Genomic DNA, 14,797 nt, shown 5'->3' with positions numbered 1-14,797 from the left:
CGGCCATAGAGGACGAAAAGTCCCGAGGAGAAGACCGCAAACCGGCTCTCAGGTAAGACAAGGGTAGAATGAAATGAACAATCCCGTTTTGAAGCCCGCTTGGGCTGGCACGACGCTGCGTCTCGATCCGTCCCGCTTCCCGCAGCAGGTCAGCTACGCCATCCATGATTGTTCGGATGACGTCAGCATCACCATAGACGAACGCGGCGCGGTCCTGCGCAAAGTCCTTCCCTCCAGCGGCCTGCCGCTCTCGATTGCCCTGCCGAAGCGTGTCTTCAAGGGTGTCGCCGCCCGCGCCATCGACCATGGCGACGGCGAGGTGACCGTCACGCTCGAACTCCACCATGCCGACCCGGAGCTCTGCATTCCGCTGCTGGTTGCCCATGATCTCAGCGATATCGCCGCCGACTGGCGCAGCTGGTCCGAGGCCTTCCGCATTCCGATGCTGATGGTCGAGGCCGACGGCGTCGCGCGGCCGCTCGAAGACCACATCGGCGCCCTGCGCACCGGCGATCTGAAGCCGCGCCGTCGCCATTCCTACTTCGCCAATCGTCGTCCGCGCTTCCTGGTGCGCCGCACCACCGGCCAGCTCGGCGTCGCCATGCGGATCGAAGGCAAGGAAATCATCGCCCGCAATTGAGCGGCATCGCGACGCTTGGTTTTCGCAAACATTAAGACCCGGCGCCCGCGCCGGGTTTTGTCGTTTCACTCGCCGTTCCATTCAGGGAATGGCGAAGAGCAGCGAGATGAACAGGCCGAAGAAGATGATCAGGCCGACGCGGTTGTTCGACTTGAAGAGCGCCAGGCATTGGGCGGCATCCTCGATATCGAGCCGGACGATCTGCCAGGCGAACATGCCGGCCGCGCCGAGCAGCGCCAAGAAAGCGATGAGATTGGCGCCGGCAAGCGCGAAGGCGACAAACATCAGCACCAGCGTCAGCCCGTAAAGGCCGATCAGCCACGCCCTCGTCCTATCGCCGAACAGCCGGGCGGTGGAGCGGACGCCGATCAGCTCGTCATCCTCCTTGTCCTGATGGGCATAGATCGTGTCGTAACCGATCGTCCAGGCGACGGAGGCGGCATAAAGCAGGACGGAGGCGAAGGAAATCTCGCCCAAAATGCCGGCCCAGCCCATCAGCGCGCCCCAGGAAAAGGCAAGGCCGAGGTAGAATTGCGGCCAGTCGGTGAAACGTTTGGCGTAGGGATAAAGCGCAACGATGCCGAGCGAGAGCAGACCCAGGAAGACGGTGAACCAGTTGAACTGCAAGAGCACGAAAAGCCCGACCAGCGCCTGCAGGCCGATGAAGATTTTCGCGTGGGCGCGTGTGACGCGGCCGGAAGGCAGCGGGCGCGAACGGGTGCGCGCCACCTGCATGTCGATCTCGTGATCGACCAGATCGTTGTAGGTGCAGCCGGCGCCGCGCATGGCGACGGCGCCGATGAAATAGAGGATAAGGTGGGAGACCAGCAGGCTGCCGGAATAGAGCCCCTCGTCGATCGCCGCATTGGCGGCAAGGGTCGCCGACCAGAAACACGGCCACATCAGCAACTGCCAGCCGATGGGGCGGTCCCAGCGGGCGAGCTGCGCATAGGGCCAGAGCCATGGCGGCAGGATCCGGTAGACCCAGTTGTCGGAAGGCGCGTCGGAAACGCGGTCGTTGAAGTCGCCAGTATCTTGCATGCCGCCATCTAGCGACCGGCCGGCGATCCGGTCAAGAAGCGATCGCCGCCTGCCACGTGCATGCTCTTTGGGATCGGACTCGAGTTCAGGGATTAATTTTGCGGCGATTCAAGATCCTACAGCGCTCGCGCACCTGAAGAGACGCGCGGGCGGCGGCAATCACTGCAGCGAAAAATTGAACTTGTAGGTCGCCGAAACGCCGATCAGGAGCTGGTTCTTCGAGCCGCGCTCGCGCACCAGGCTGCTGTCGGCGGCGGGACCGGCCAGCCGCTTGTACTCAAGGAAGGAGCTTGCCGACAGGTTTTCCGTCGCCTTCCATGTCAGCGCCGTGCCGGCGCCATAGGATTGAATGCCCGAGGAGGGTTTGTAGGGATCGAGGCCGCTTGCCGCGGCGTGCTTGGCGCTGACACCGTAATAGGCGTCGTAATAGCCGCTTGTCGCAAATGTCGCGCGCGGACCGCCCGACAGCTGCAGGTCGGGTGCAATATCGGTAAAGGCATCGACGGCAAGATCGGCGACGACGCCGTCATGGGAGCGGATGCCCTGGCGGACCTCGGCGCGGGCGCGCAGGAAATCGGTCGGATAGACCTCGACGAAGCCGCCGGCCTCGGCACCCCACTTGACCTTCCTCAAGCCCTTGAGCTCATGGCCATCGCCGTCATCGCGCGACGGCACGAACCTGCCGACGATGCCGGCGCGGACGGCGCCCTTGTCGATCAGGGCGAAGGAGGGATTGTCGTTGCGCGAGGAAAAGCGCGGGCCGGCGCCCTGGCGGCCCACCGAGATCAGCGGGCTGAACTTGAACTCGTTGCGCGACGCGCCTTCGAATTTCGGGGCGGAAAAGCCGGCGACGCCGACGTTCAGGTACCAGTCGCCCGACCAGAAATGCTTGCCGCTGTCCTGCGCGGCCGCGGGAGCGATGGATGAAAAGGCAATAAGGAAAGAGATCGATACGACTGATCGATGAAACACGTCCACACTCCAGAAAACGCAAAAACAAAGCCGCGGAGGGCGGCGGTGGCTACACTTATCGTGAGGTCGTTACGCCAATGTTAACCACGGCAAGCAAAGGCTGCTATTGAAAGCTGTGCCGTGCGGCCCCCTCATCTGCCTGCCGGCATCTTCTCCCCGAGGGGAGAAGGGAATCGCGGCAACGTCTCGTTCCCCAGGACCTTAGCTAGGAGTGACGGCGGTGCCGCTCGCTCCCTCTTCTCCCCTCGGGGAGAAGGTGGCCCGAAGGGTCGGATGAGGGGGCCGCAGGCACGGCGCCAACGACGATTTGGTCATCCTGAACCGACCTCACCGCAGTCTCGCTCCGCAGCCGGTCTATCTCTGGTTCCACCGGCGAATGACCGGCTCTGTCAGATCGTGCTCAAAACCGAGCACGCTGATAGAAGCAGTATCAAGCACGAAATTTGCACCGCCTTCAGGCGGCAGGCCGAGCCAGCGGGCGGCGAGCACGCGCAGGAAATGCGAGCTCGAGAAGATCAGGATGTTCGCACTCACTTGGCGAAGCGCCTCGACGACGGCGTCGGCGCGGGCGCCGACATCGGCGGGTGTTTCGCCGTTCGGGCAGCCATCGCGAAAGAGCTGCCAGCCGGGGCGGCCGGCCAGGATTTCCTTGGTGGTGATGCCTTCATAGGCGCCGTAGTCCCATTCGGCGAGATCGTCGCGGATCACCGCGCCCGATCCAAAGCCGGCGAGCGCACAGGTCTTGCGGGCGCGCACGGAGGGGCTCGACCAGACGGCAGCGAAGGATAGGCCCGAGAGCCGCTCGGCAAGCTTGCGCGCGGCGGCCTCGCCCACCTCAGTCAGCGGAATGTCGCTGCGTCCGGTGTGACGCCCCGACCGGCTCCACTCGGTCTCACCGTGGCGGACCAGATAGATCTCGGGAAACGCACTGCTCATCCGCATGTCCTTTCATAGCGTCCGGCTGCCACCGCTCAGAATGTCACCTTTTCCAGCGGCGGGCGCCGCGCCTCGAATTCCTTCAGCCTGGCTTCGTTCTCGGCGATGTAATTGCGATTGTCGGGAACGGCGAACTGGTTCTTGGCGATCTGGATCTGCAGGATGAAGAGCTCGTCCCAGCGGAAGCCCATCTCGGAACCGGCGAGATAAAATTCCCACATGCGGAAGAACTGCTCATCGTAAAGCGCCACCGCTTCGGCCTTGCGCGCCACGAAACGCTCGCGCCAATGGCGCAGCGTGTAGGCATAATGCATCGGCAGGATCTCAATATCCTTGACCAGCAGCCCGGCCTTTTCGAGCGGCGGCACGACTTCGCCGACCGACGGGATATAGCCGCCGGGGAAAATATACTTCTCGATGAAGGCATTGGTGCCGAAACTCGGCTTCGGACGGCCGATCGAATGCAGCACCATGACGCCATTGTAATCGAGGAGATCAGAGACCTTGCGGAAGAAATTGGCGTAATTGCCGATGCCGACATGTTCGAACATGCCGACCGAGACGATGCGGTCGAACTTTTGGCCGGTCATGCTGCGATAGTCCTGCAGCTCGAAACGCACGCGGTCGGCAAGGCCGCGTTTTTCGGCGCGCGTACGGGAGACCTTGAGCTGTTCTTCGCTGAGCGTAATGCCGGTAAACTCGGCGCCCTCCGTCGCCTCGGTCAGATACATGCCCATGCCGCCCCAGCCGGAGCCGATCTCCAGAATGCGCTGGTTCGGCGCAAGCAGGAGCTTGGCGGCGATATGGCGTTTCTTGGCGAGCTGCGCCTCGTCGAGACTGATGCCCGGCGGTTCGAAATAGGCACAGGAATATTGCCAGTCCTCGTCGAGAAAAAGATCGAAGAGCTTGGCCGACAGGTCGTAGTGATGGGCGACGTTGTGCTTGTTGCGATTGACCGGCAGGCGGCTCTTCAACTGCTGCCAGGCAATGCGGCCGACGAGCAGTGCTGCCATCTTGAAATCGAAGATCTCGTTGGTGGTGTTCTGTTTCACCAGCGACAGGAAATCGTAGATGTTGCCCTGTTCGAGAATGAACCGGCCCTGCATGTACATTTCGCCGAGCTTCATCGTCGGGTCGCGCCGGATGGCGTCCTCCGCCTCCTGGTCGGCAAGGCGGGCGACAACGGTCTCACCCGTGCCGTCGCCGATATCATGGGTCTCGCCATTGGCAAGGGTAAGCTTTAACGAACCCTTGCGGATGATTTGCTGCACGATCGATAGAAATGCCGACGCCATGGACGCCTCGCAGATGTGACAGGATAGTCACATCAACTTAAGCGATCTCTTTCGCCTTACAAGCTCCGGATCTAGCACTCCGTTCAGAACGCTGCCAAATTGTTGCATTTTTGCCGATATGCCGGCTAAACCCTTATTTTCGCTTCATCGCTTCGGCCAGTGCGGCGCCGAAGGCACCCTGGCTCTCCTGTTTCGGCGCAGCAGGCCGGCGCTCGTTCTGAGGCCGCGAGCCCTGGTTTCCGCGAGAATCACCACGCGGCGGCGGCGCTGCGGAACCATCATCTCGTTTCATCGACAGAGCGATGCGCTTGCGCTTGGCGTCGACCTCGACGACCCGCACCTTGACGACATCGCCGGCCTTGACGACCTCATGGGGATCCTTGACGAAGCGGTCGGCGAGCTGGGACACGTGCACGAGGCCATCCTGGTGCACGCCGATATCGACGAAGGCGCCGAAGGCGGCGACATTGGTCACCGTTCCCTCGAGCACCATGCCGGGCTTGAGGTCGGAAATTTCGTTGACGCCCTCGGCAAAGGTGGCGGTCTTGAAGCTCGGACGCGGGTCGCGGCCGGGCTTTTCCAGTTCGGCGATAATGTCGCGCACCGTCGGCAGGCCGAATTTCTCGTCGATGAACTGGCGCGGATCGATCGCTTTCAGCGCGGCGCTGTCGCCCATCAGCGCCCTGAGATCACGGCCGCAGGCGGCGACGATCTTCTTGGCGACGCCATAGGCCTCCGGATGCACCGAGGAGGCATCGAGCGGCTCCTTGCCGTTCGGGATGCGCAGGAAACCGGCGCATTGCTCGAAGGTGCGGCCGCCGAGCCGGGCGACCTTCAGCAGATCCTTTCGCGTCTCGAAACGGCCCTCACTGTCGCGGTGGCGGACGATGGCGTCGGCGATCGAGGGCCCGAGGCCGGAAACGCGGGCGAGCAGCGGCGCCGAGGCGGTGTTGAGATCGACGCCGACGGCGTTCACCGCGTCTTCGACCACGGCATCGAGCGAACGCGACAGCTTCTGCTGGTCGACATCGTGCTGATACTGGCCGACGCCGATCGACTTCGGCTCGATCTTGACGAGTTCGGCCAGAGGATCCTGCAGACGCCGGGCAATGGAGACGGCGCCGCGCAGCGACACGTCGAGATCGGGAAACTCGGCCGCTGCGGTCGCCGAGGCGGAATAGACCGAGGCGCCGGCTTCCGAGACGATGACCTTGGTCGGCTTCGGCGCCGGCAGTTCGGCCAGCATGTCGGCCACCAGCTTTTCCGTTTCGCGGCTGCCGGTGCCATTGCCGATCGAGATCAGTTCGACATTGTGCTTGTGGATCAGCGAGGCGAGTTCGACCTGGGCGCCGCGCACGTCGTTCCTCGGCTGGAAGGGATAGACGGTCGAGGTCGCCACCACCTTGCCGGTGCCGTCGACGACGGCAACCTTGACGCCGGTGCGGATGCCCGGATCGAGACCCATCGTGGCGCGCGAGCCGGCGGGGGCGGCGAGCAGCAGGTCTTTGAGATTGCGGGCGAAGACATGGATCGCCTCCTCTTCTGCCCGCTCGCGCAGCTCCCGCATCAGATCGAGCGACAGCGACATGGAAAGCTTGACGCGCCAGGTCCAGCTGGCGACCTCCATCAGCCAGCGGTCGCCGGGACGGGTCGCGCTGATTTCGTAGGCGGCAGCGATCATGCGTTCGACCGGCTTGTTCGGCGAGGCGGTCTCGGCATCGGCTTCGATCGTCAGTGTCAGCACTTCCTCATTCCAGCCGCGCAGCATGGCGAGCGCGCGGTGGCCGGGCGCGGTCGCCCAGCGTTCGGAATGGTCGAAATAGTCGGAAAATTTTTCGCCCGTCGCCTGCTTGCCGTCCGCGACCTTGGCCTTCAGCAGCGAGGCCTGGCGCATATGGGCGCGCAGCCTGCCGAGCAGATCGGCATTTTCGGCAATGCCTTCGGCGATGATGTCGCGCGCCCCTTCGAGCGCCGTCTTCACATCGGGCACGTCAGCGGTGACGAAGCCCTCGGCGAGCGCCGCCGGCTCCCGGCTGCGGTCGGCAAGGATCACTTCGGCAAGCGGGCCGAGGCCGCGTTCGCGGGCGATTTCGGCGCGGGTGCGGCGCTTCGGCTTATAGGGCAGATAGAGATCCTCGAGCTCGGCCTTGGTGTCGGCGCCGGCCACTTTGGCCATCAGCTCGTCGGTCATCTTGCCCTGGCCGTTGATCGATTCGACGATCGCGGCGCGCCGGGCTTCAAGCTCGCGCAGATAGACCAGCCGCTCGGCGAGATTGCGCAACTGCGTGTCGTCGAGCCCGCCGGTCACTTCCTTGCGGTAGCGGGCGATGAAGGGCACGGTGGCGCCCTCGTCGAGCAGCTCGATGGCGGCCTTGGCCTGATCCGGCCGGGCGTTGATTTCGGCCGAAATGCGGGCTGCGAGAAAACGGAGGTCAGCGGCCATGGGATTCCCTGTGTCGACGAAAGTTGCGGGACCATAGCGGCGAAAAGCGGCAAGGCAATGCCCGACTGTGGTTTCCACAGCGCAAGTTGAGTGATTGGGGGATCGGCAGACGTGTTGCTGCGTGGCCCCCTCATCCGCCCTGCCGGGCACCTTCTCCCCGATGGGTAGAAGGGGAGGTGCGGCAGCGGCTTATGCTTGCCGCTGCTTTGCGATGGAGGAAAAGCGGTGCGGCATATCCCTTCTCCCCAGCGGGGAGAAGATGCCGGCAGGCAGATGAGGGGCTACACGGCAACACGCCTGAAGGGTCGCCCCTGCCCCGTCGCTCTCTTCCGTTTTTGCGGTTGTGCAGATGCGGCATTCTTTGATAGCAGAAGCAACGTTTTGGATCGCCCTGCCCGCGGGCGCAAGGAAAAGTGTGACATGCCAAACCTTCTTCTCGAACTCCGCTCCGAAGAGATCCCGGCCCGCATGCAGCGCAAGGCTGCCGGCGACCTGAAGAAGCTCGTCACCGATGCGCTTGTCGAAGCGGGTCTGTCCTATGAGGGCGCGCGCGAATATTGGACACCGCGGCGGCTGGCGCTCGACATTCATGGCCTGACGGCGCGCTCGGCCGACGTGCGCGAAGAGCGCAAGGGGCCGCGCACCGACGCCAATGAGAAGGCGATCGAGGGTTTTCTGCGCGGCGCCGGCCTTTCCTCGGTCTCCGAGGCGCAGGTGGTCAGCGATCCGAAGAAGGGCGATTTCTACGTCGCGGTCATCTCCAAGCCCGGCCGCGCGGCGGAAGAGATCGTCGCCGAGGTGATGCCCGGCATCATCCGTGATTTTCCCTGGCCGAAGTCGATGCGCTGGGGCAAGGCCTCCTCCAAGTCCGGCGCGTTGCGCTGGGTGCGGCCGCTGCAATCGATCGTCTGCACCTTCGGCCCCGAACATGAGGAAACCACCGTCATCCCCTTCGAGATCGACGGCATCACCGCCTCCAACATCACCTACGGCCACCGCTTCCATACGCCCGAGGCGATCACCGTCCGGCGCTTCGACGATTACGCGGCGAGCCTGGAGAAGGCCAAGGTCATCCTCGATGCCGAGCGGCGCAAGGACATCATCCTGCACGACGCACGCGATATCGCCTTTGCCAACGGGCTGGAGCTGGTGGAGGATGAAGGCTTGCTGGAGGAAGTCTCCGGCCTCGTCGAATGGCCGCAGGTGCTGATGGGCTCCTTCGAAGAGGATTACCTCTCCATCCCCTCGGAAATCATCCGGCTGACGATCAAGACCAATCAGAAGTGCTTCGTCACGCGCAAGCAGGGCGAGGAGACGCTGTCGAACCGGTTCATCCTCGTCTCCAACATCCAGGCGCATGACGGCGGCAAGGAAATCGTCCACGGCAACGGCAAGGTGGTGCGGGCCCGGCTTTCGGACGCGCTGCATTTCTGGAAGCGCGACCAGGGCAACCTGCCGGATCTCGAAACGCTCGCAGCTTCGGCGGCAAAGTTCGGCCTCGACCTGAAGAAGCCGCTCGACCAGCGCATGGCCAAGCTCGACGCTCTCGACGTGACCTTCCATGCCAAGCTCGGCACGCAGGGCGCGCGTGTCGCCCGCATCCGGGCGCTGGCCAAGGAATTGGCTGCCGTCACCGGCGCCGATGCGGCGCTCACCGATCGCGCCGCCGTACTCGCCAAGGCCGATCTGCGCACCGAAGCCGTCGGCGAATTCCCCGAACTGCAGGGCCTGATGGGCCGCAAATATGCGGTGCTGCAGGGCGAAAACGCCTCCGTCGCGGCGGCGATCGAGGATCACTACAAGCCGCAAGGCCCGTCCGACCGGGTGCCGGAAGACAAGGTGGCGATCACGCTGGCGCTTGCCGACAAGCTCGACACGCTGACCGGCTTCTGGGCGATCGACGAAAAGCCGACCGGCTCCAAGGACCCGTTTGCGCTGCGGCGGGCAGCCCTCGGCGTCGTCAGGATCCTGCTGGAGCGAAGGGTTCGCCTGCCGCTGCTGGCGACGACAAGGGATGGCGACCTGCTCTCCTTCTTCCACGACCGCCTCAAGGTCTATCTCCGCGATCAGGGCGCCCGCCACGATCTCATCGACGCCGTGCTGACTTCAGATGCCGACGACCTCTTGATGGTGGCGCGCCGCGTCGAAGCGCTGACGGCCTTCATCACCTCGGAAGACGGCAAGAACCTGCTTGCAGGCACCAAGCGCGCGACGCAACTGCTCGCCGCCGAGGAAAAGAAGGGCACGGTCATTGCCGACGGCGTATCGCCGGCTCTCCTGAAGCTCGACGCCGAGAAGGAACTGTTCGCCGCCATATCAGCTGCCTCGAAGGATGCGGCGGATGCCGTGGCCGGGGAAGATTTCCGCTCGGCGATGGAAGCTCTGTCCAAGCTGCGCGGCCCGGTCGACCGCTTCTTCGAAGAGGTGCTGGTCAACGACGAGGACGCCGCCATCCGCGCCAACCGCCTCGCTTTGCTCCGGCTGATCCGAGAAGCGACGGGAACGGTTGCGGATTTCTCGAAGATTTCGGGGTGATATTCGGCTTCTTCCAGTGTCGATGCAGTGCGGTCTCGCAAAATATCTGCCCCTCACCCTAACCCGTGCCGGGTCGAGCCGCGGGTCTCGACCCGTCCTTCGGACCCCCGCCTGCGGGGAGAGGGGACGTGCCCTACGGAAGGTGAACGAGGAACAGAAAGGTAGCCGCTAGTCCCTTCTCCCCGCAGGCGGGGAGAAGGTGCCGGCAGGCGGATGAGGGGCGGATACGGTTCGCTACCTATTGAACAACCCGCCCACCCCGACACTGGCATTATCTCCGCCGTGGCGTTATCAAACAGGCATGCAAAACAGGATTCTCGTCAGCGCCTGTCTTATGGGCCACGCCGTCCGCTATGACGGGCGGGCGAAGCCGTTGCTTCATCCCGCGATCGAGCGCTGGCGCGCCGAGGGGCGGCTGGTGACGATCTGTCCGGAAATGTCGGCGGGCATGCCGGTGCCGCGGCCGCCGGCGGAGATCGCCGGCGCGGCAACGGGCGAAGAGGTGCTGGCCGGCACAGCTCGGGTCGTCGAGCTGACCGGCGGCGATGTGACGGCAGAGTTTCTGCAGGCGGCGGAAAATGCCGTGGCGCTCGCACGGCAAACCGGCTGCCGCTATGCCCTGCTCATCGACGGCAGCCCGTCCTGTGGCTCGGACTTCATCTATGACGGCAGTTTTTCCGGCCGTAAGCAGGCCGGCAATGGCGTGACGGCCGCCGCGCTGAAGGCGGCCGGTATCGAGGTCTTTTCCGATCGCGAAATCGAGCGACTGGTCGAGCTCGTTTCCGAGTGATCATCCAAAAAGGCACGGCCGCCGGAAACCCGACGGCCGCTAAGGCTTTGCTGATGAAAAAACCCGGTCGCCCGCGCGCGGTTCAGGCGGCGCGGCGGCCCTGATGCATTGTCGGGGCAGCGCTTTGGTCATTGACCCGGAAGCCGCGAATCAGGTCGATCAGTTCGTCGGTGTCGCTGGCGAGCGTCTCGGCCGAGGCCGTGGTCTCTTCGGCCATGGCGGCATTCTGCTGGGTGGCGGCGTCGAGCTGGTTCATCGACGAGGAGATCGAGCGCAGCGTCGTGTCCTGTTCGGAGGCGCTGTGGGCGATCTTGGCCACAATCTCGTTGGCCGCCTTGACCTGGTCGGAGATGCGTTTCAGCGCCGCGCCTGCCTCGCCGACCAGCCGGACGCCATGGTCGACCTGGCTGGAGGAGCGGGCGATCTGGTCCTTGATCTCCTTTGCCGCGGCGGCCGAGCGCTGGGCGAGCTCGCGCACTTCCTGGGCTACGACCGCAAACCCCTTGCCGCTTTCACCGGCACGAGCGGCCTCGACGCCGGCATTCAGCGCCAGCAGGTTGGTCTGGAAGGCGATCTCGTCGATGACGCCAATAATCTTGGTGATCTCCGACGATGACTTCTCAATCCCGCTCATCGCCTCGATCGCCTGGCCGACGATCGCATCGCTATGGGTGGCCTCGGTGCTGACGGCGTGGACGCGCTTGCTTGCCTCATGAGCGCCATCGGCCGTCTGGCGGACGGCGACGGTGAGCTCGTCGAGGGCGGCAGACGTCTCTTCCAGGCTGGCGGCCTGGCGCTCGGTGCGCTGCGACAGCTCGTTGGAGGCGCGGCGGATCTCTTCCTTGCTCGTGCCGATATCCACGCCCTTGGCGCTGACCTTGGCCATGGCGGCTTCGAGATGCGACAGCGCATCGTTGAAATTGTCGCGAAGGGCGGCGTATTTCTGGCCAAGTTCGGCGCAGCGGACGGTGAGATCGCCGCGGGCGATCAGTTCCAGAGCCTGGCCGATCGTCGTCACCACGCGGGCCTGGAGGGCCGCCTCGTCCTGCTGCTGGCGAAGGTTGTTTTCGCGCTCGTTTTCGAGCGCCAGCTGCTGGGCCGCCTCGCGATCCGACATCTGATGGCGCTCCCTGATCTTTTCCTGCAGCGACAACGTCGCCTTGGCCATCATGCCGACTTCATTGTTCATGGCGGTGTGCGGAATGGCGATGGAAACGTCCTCCTCGGCCACTGCCTTCAGGGCGGCATGGACGTTGTTGAGGGGGCCGGAAATGCCGCGGATGACGATGTAGGCGGCCGTCATGGCAAGAAAGAACAGAACGATACTGCCGGTCAATGCGGTCAGGATCGTGCTGTTTATCTGAGCATCGAGATCATCCATGTAGACGCCGGTGACGACGACGACCTTCCAGGGTTCGAAGGCCTGTCCATAGGCCGTCTTGCGGAAATCACCGGCGGGCTGGCCCGGTTTGCTGGTGGAATAAAATTCGACGAGACCGCCGCCTTGCTGCCCGAGCTTCACCAACTCTTCGCGATAGAGCTTGCCCTTGCTGTCCGGCTGGCCCTTCAGGTTCTGCCCGACTTTCGCGGCGTCGTAGTGGAACATCATCTTGACGTCGTAGCTATAACCGAAAAAATAGCCGTCCGGGTCGTATTTCATGCCGTTGACGGTGGTGTAGGCCTGCTTCTGGGCGTCTTCCAGAGTCATCTCGCCTGCCGTCACCTTGGCATGGTAGAGCTTGAGAATGGAGATCGCCGACTGAACCTCGGCGCGGAGCATGTCGTAACGCTCCTTGTATATCGCATCGACCGAGGAGCGGATCTGCAGCGACGTGGCGACCGCGAAGGCGATCATCAGTCCGGCGACCAGCACTATGAGCTGTTTGGATATTTTCAGATTTTTCATGACGCCTCGCAACGGGAATGGTGGGATTCATTCCGGTGCGGTCTTCTACCGCCTGTGCGAGCGCGCCAAACAAGACGACGCGTCTACCGCTGCTAAAAACAACATGCTGCGACCGGGTAAGTAACCATTAATGCTCACCCCATAAGAAATCTTTAATTTAGCTGTTCTCGATAGGGTTTTCCCTAAAAATCCAGGGGTAAAATTGCATTCGATTTTACCTGCCGTCAAAACATGAATGCACCCTCGCTGCTCATCGAGGGTGCATTCGGTCCACCGGTGGTGGAACCCCAAACGATCGAAACCTTGATCAGGCGGGGCAGGGAACTTTGTCTTCAAGCCGGACGCAAAACGGGAATTGTTTCAGAAACGCAGCTTGAAATCGGAAACGTTGAGGGCCGGTTGTTCCGCCATGCCGGCGGCAACAGGCTTGGCGTCGCCGCCGATGACGGCCGCAGTCGTCGCATTCATATCGACGCCTTCGGCAGGCGGAGCCGGCGGCGCGGCGGCCATCATCGCTTCCGGGGTCGCCTTGCTGACGAATACCACGGGCGAGCCGCCCATCCAGCTTTCGGTGCGATAGATCTTCTTTTCGCCGCCGACATCGCGAATCTCGGTCGCCTGCACGGCGCCGGGCTTAAGCTCCGGCACCGTGTAATCCTTTTTGGTAACCTCCGCCTGCAGCGGCGGGCAGTCGGCGCAGCTTTCGGTGACGATGCTGCCCTCGGCAGCGCGCGGCGCAGCCTGGCCGATCACCTCGATCGAGGAGGCCATTGCCGAACCCGCCATCAGCAGGATTGCCGCACCGAGGAAAATCTGACGCATGAAGGCTGCTCCGTCTCACTATGACAGCGGTATAACGCAGCTTTGTTTCCATCCCGTCAGGGGAAAGGGTAAAAATTTAACGAAGGCGCCGGTTTATACGTGATATCAGGCCTTTTCCCGCTCGATCGCCCGCCAGCCGATGTCGCGGCGGCAGAAGCCGTTATCCCAGCGGACCTTGTCGAGCAGGGCGTAGGCGCGTGTGCTCGCTTCGGCGACCGTGCCGCCGGTCGCGGTGACGTTCAGCACGCGGCCGCCGGTTGCCACCAGTGCACCGTCCTTCAGGCCCGTGCCGGCATGAAACACTTTCTCGCCGTCGGCTGCCTCGGGCAGCGCCAGGATCGGCGTGTTCTTCTCGTAAGCGCCGGGATAGCCCTTCGAGGCCATGACCACGGTCAGGGCCGGATCGTTGCTCCATTCGGCTCTGACCTGATCAAGCGTGCCGTTGGCGGTGGCGAGCAGCAGCGGCAGCAGATCGCTCTTCAGCCGCATCATCAGCACCTGGCATTCCGGATCACCGAAACGGACATTGTATTCGATGAGCTCCGGTCCCTTGTCGGTGATCATCAATCCGGCAAAGAACACGCCGGAGAAGGGATGACCACTCTCGGCCATGCCGCGCATCGTCGGCTCGATGATCTCCTTCATGGTGCGCTCGACCATTTCGGTGGTCATCACGGGTGCCGGCGAATAGGCGCCCATGCCGCCGGTATTGATGCCGGTATCGCCCTCGCCCACCCGCTTGTGATCCTGGGCGGTAGCAAGCGGCAGAGCGTTCTTGCCGTCGCAGAGGCAGAAGAAGCTTGCCTCCTCGCCATCGAGATAGGCTTCGACGACGACTTCGGCGCCGGCAGCACCAAAAGCGCCCTCGAAACAGTCGTCGACGGCAGCAAATGCCTCGTCCAGGGTCATCGCAACAGTCACACCCTTGCCGGCGGCCAGACCGTCTGCCTTGACGACGATCGGCGCGCCCTGAGCGCGGATATAGGCTTTGGCCTTCGGCGCATTGTTGAAGCGCTGATAGGCTCCGGTGGGGATGCCGTAGCGGGCGCAAATATCCTTGGTGAAGCCCTTGGAGCCTTCGAGCTGGGCGGCGGCGGCGGAGGGACCGAAGACCGCCAGTCCATCGGCGCGCAGCCGGTCGGCGAGGCCGGCAACGAGCGGCGCTTCTGGCCCGACGACGACGAAATCGATCGCCTTCTCCCTGCAGAAGGCAGCCACAGCTTCATGATCCTCGACATCGACCGGCACGAGGACAGCGTGTTCGCCGATGCCGGGATTGCCGGGGGCGGCGTAGAACTCGCTCATCAACGGCGATTGCGCCAGCTTCCAGGCGAGCGCGTGCTCGCGTCCGCCCGATCCGATCAACAGAACCTTCATGCGCGACCCCTTTCCTGTTCCGTCAGGCGGTTAAGGGCCA

11 protein-coding genes are annotated in these 14,797 nt (G+C 63.5%); 3 read left to right on the top strand and 8 right to left on the bottom strand.

The genetic code is table 11. From position 1 onward, the window contains the following. Window positions 1-73: 73 nt before the first annotated feature. Window positions 74-640 (top strand): DUF6101 family protein, encoded by a 567-nt coding sequence (locus tag N2597_RS02585; protein ID WP_038687219.1) that lies wholly within the window; start codon window positions 74-76, stop codon window positions 638-640. An 81-nt stretch (window positions 641-721) separates the two neighbouring features. Here N2597_RS02585 and ubiA read toward each other — a convergent pair whose 3' ends face one another. From ubiA to N2597_RS02560, 5 genes are all read right to left on the bottom strand, one after another. After that, on the bottom strand, window positions 722-1,681 hold the full coding sequence (ubiA, locus tag N2597_RS02580) for a 4-hydroxybenzoate octaprenyltransferase (protein WP_038692274.1): 960 nt from the start codon (window positions 1,679-1,681) through the stop codon (window positions 722-724). A gap of 159 nt (window positions 1,682-1,840) precedes the next feature. Beyond that, complete coding sequence (locus N2597_RS02575; RefSeq protein ID WP_183597351.1) at window positions 1,841-2,653, bottom strand: MipA/OmpV family protein; 813 nt, start codon at window positions 2,651-2,653, stop codon at window positions 1,841-1,843. A gap of 354 nt (window positions 2,654-3,007) precedes the next feature. Beyond that, entirely contained in the window at window positions 3,008-3,589 is a 582-nt protein-coding gene (locus tag N2597_RS02570) for a histidine phosphatase family protein (RefSeq protein ID WP_106797236.1), read from the bottom strand. Between the two features lie 35 nt (window positions 3,590-3,624). Next, window positions 3,625-4,884: a cyclopropane fatty acid synthase gene (locus tag N2597_RS02565; RefSeq protein ID WP_106797164.1), complete on the bottom strand. Its 1,260-nt coding sequence runs from the start codon at window positions 4,882-4,884 to the stop codon at window positions 3,625-3,627. Between the two features lie 133 nt (window positions 4,885-5,017). Further along, a complete protein-coding gene (locus N2597_RS02560) occupies window positions 5,018-7,327 on the bottom strand; it encodes a Tex family protein (protein WP_106797163.1) in 2,310 nt (769 codons plus the stop codon). A gap of 420 nt (window positions 7,328-7,747) precedes the next feature. Here N2597_RS02560 and glyS point away from each other — a divergent pair, with 420 nt between their 5' ends. Beyond that, entirely contained in the window at window positions 7,748-9,862 is a 2,115-nt protein-coding gene (gene glyS, locus N2597_RS02555) for a glycine--tRNA ligase subunit beta (protein WP_183597353.1), read from the top strand. 301 nt (window positions 9,863-10,163) lie between these two features. Continuing rightward, window positions 10,164-10,652 carry a 2-thiouracil desulfurase family protein gene (locus N2597_RS02550; RefSeq protein ID WP_096771259.1) on the top strand — a complete coding sequence of 163 codons (489 nt, stop codon included), beginning with the start codon at window positions 10,164-10,166 and terminating at the stop codon, window positions 10,650-10,652. Window positions 10,653-10,734: 82 nt separating this feature from the next. Here N2597_RS02550 and N2597_RS02545 read toward each other — a convergent pair whose 3' ends face one another. The 3 genes from N2597_RS02545 to purD all read right to left on the bottom strand — a co-directional run bounded on the left by N2597_RS02545 (window position 10,735) and on the right by purD (window position 14,757). Beyond that, window positions 10,735-12,558 (bottom strand): methyl-accepting chemotaxis protein, encoded by a 1,824-nt coding sequence (locus tag N2597_RS02545; RefSeq protein WP_106797399.1) that lies wholly within the window; start codon window positions 12,556-12,558, stop codon window positions 10,735-10,737. Window positions 12,559-12,918: 360 nt separating this feature from the next. Then, entirely contained in the window at window positions 12,919-13,380 is a 462-nt protein-coding gene (locus N2597_RS02540) for a plant virulence effector HPE1-like domain-containing protein (RefSeq protein WP_096762619.1), read from the bottom strand. A gap of 105 nt (window positions 13,381-13,485) precedes the next feature. After that, window positions 13,486-14,757, bottom strand: a complete 1,272-nt coding sequence (purD, locus tag N2597_RS02535; RefSeq protein ID WP_096771261.1) for a phosphoribosylamine--glycine ligase — start codon at window positions 14,755-14,757, stop codon at window positions 13,486-13,488. Window positions 14,758-14,797: the final 40 nt, after the last annotated feature.

The organism is Rhizobium sophoriradicis (assembly GCF_025200795.1).
GTDB lineage: Bacteria > Pseudomonadota > Alphaproteobacteria > Rhizobiales > Rhizobiaceae > Rhizobium > Rhizobium sophoriradicis.
Note: the sequence above shows the minus strand (reverse complement) of the source record. Positions and strands in the feature narration are given on the sequence as shown.

Excerpts from the sequence above, each read along its gene's own strand:
- N2597_RS02570 (WP_106797236.1), bottom strand. The coding sequence starts at position 3,589 with ATGAGCAGTGCGTTTCCCGAGATCTATCTGGTCCGCCACGGTGAGACC.
- N2597_RS02545 (WP_106797399.1), bottom strand. The coding sequence starts at position 12,558 with ATGAAAAATCTGAAAATATCCAAACAGCTCATAGTGCTGGTCGCCGGA.
- purD (WP_096771261.1), bottom strand. The coding sequence starts at position 14,757 with ATGAAGGTTCTGTTGATCGGATCGGGCGGACGCGAGCACGCGCTCGCC.
- N2597_RS02550 (WP_096771259.1), top strand. The coding sequence starts at position 10,164 with ATGCAAAACAGGATTCTCGTCAGCGCCTGTCTTATGGGCCACGCCGTC.
- glyS (WP_183597353.1), top strand. The coding sequence starts at position 7,748 with ATGCCAAACCTTCTTCTCGAACTCCGCTCCGAAGAGATCCCGGCCCGC.
- N2597_RS02540 (WP_096762619.1), bottom strand. The coding sequence starts at position 13,380 with ATGCGTCAGATTTTCCTCGGTGCGGCAATCCTGCTGATGGCGGGTTCG.
- ubiA (WP_038692274.1), bottom strand. The coding sequence starts at position 1,681 with ATGCAAGATACTGGCGACTTCAACGACCGCGTTTCCGACGCGCCTTCC.
- N2597_RS02565 (WP_106797164.1), bottom strand. The coding sequence starts at position 4,884 with ATGGCGTCGGCATTTCTATCGATCGTGCAGCAAATCATCCGCAAGGGT.
- N2597_RS02560 (WP_106797163.1), bottom strand. The coding sequence starts at position 7,327 with ATGGCCGCTGACCTCCGTTTTCTCGCAGCCCGCATTTCGGCCGAAATC.
- N2597_RS02585 (WP_038687219.1), top strand. The coding sequence starts at position 74 with ATGAACAATCCCGTTTTGAAGCCCGCTTGGGCTGGCACGACGCTGCGT.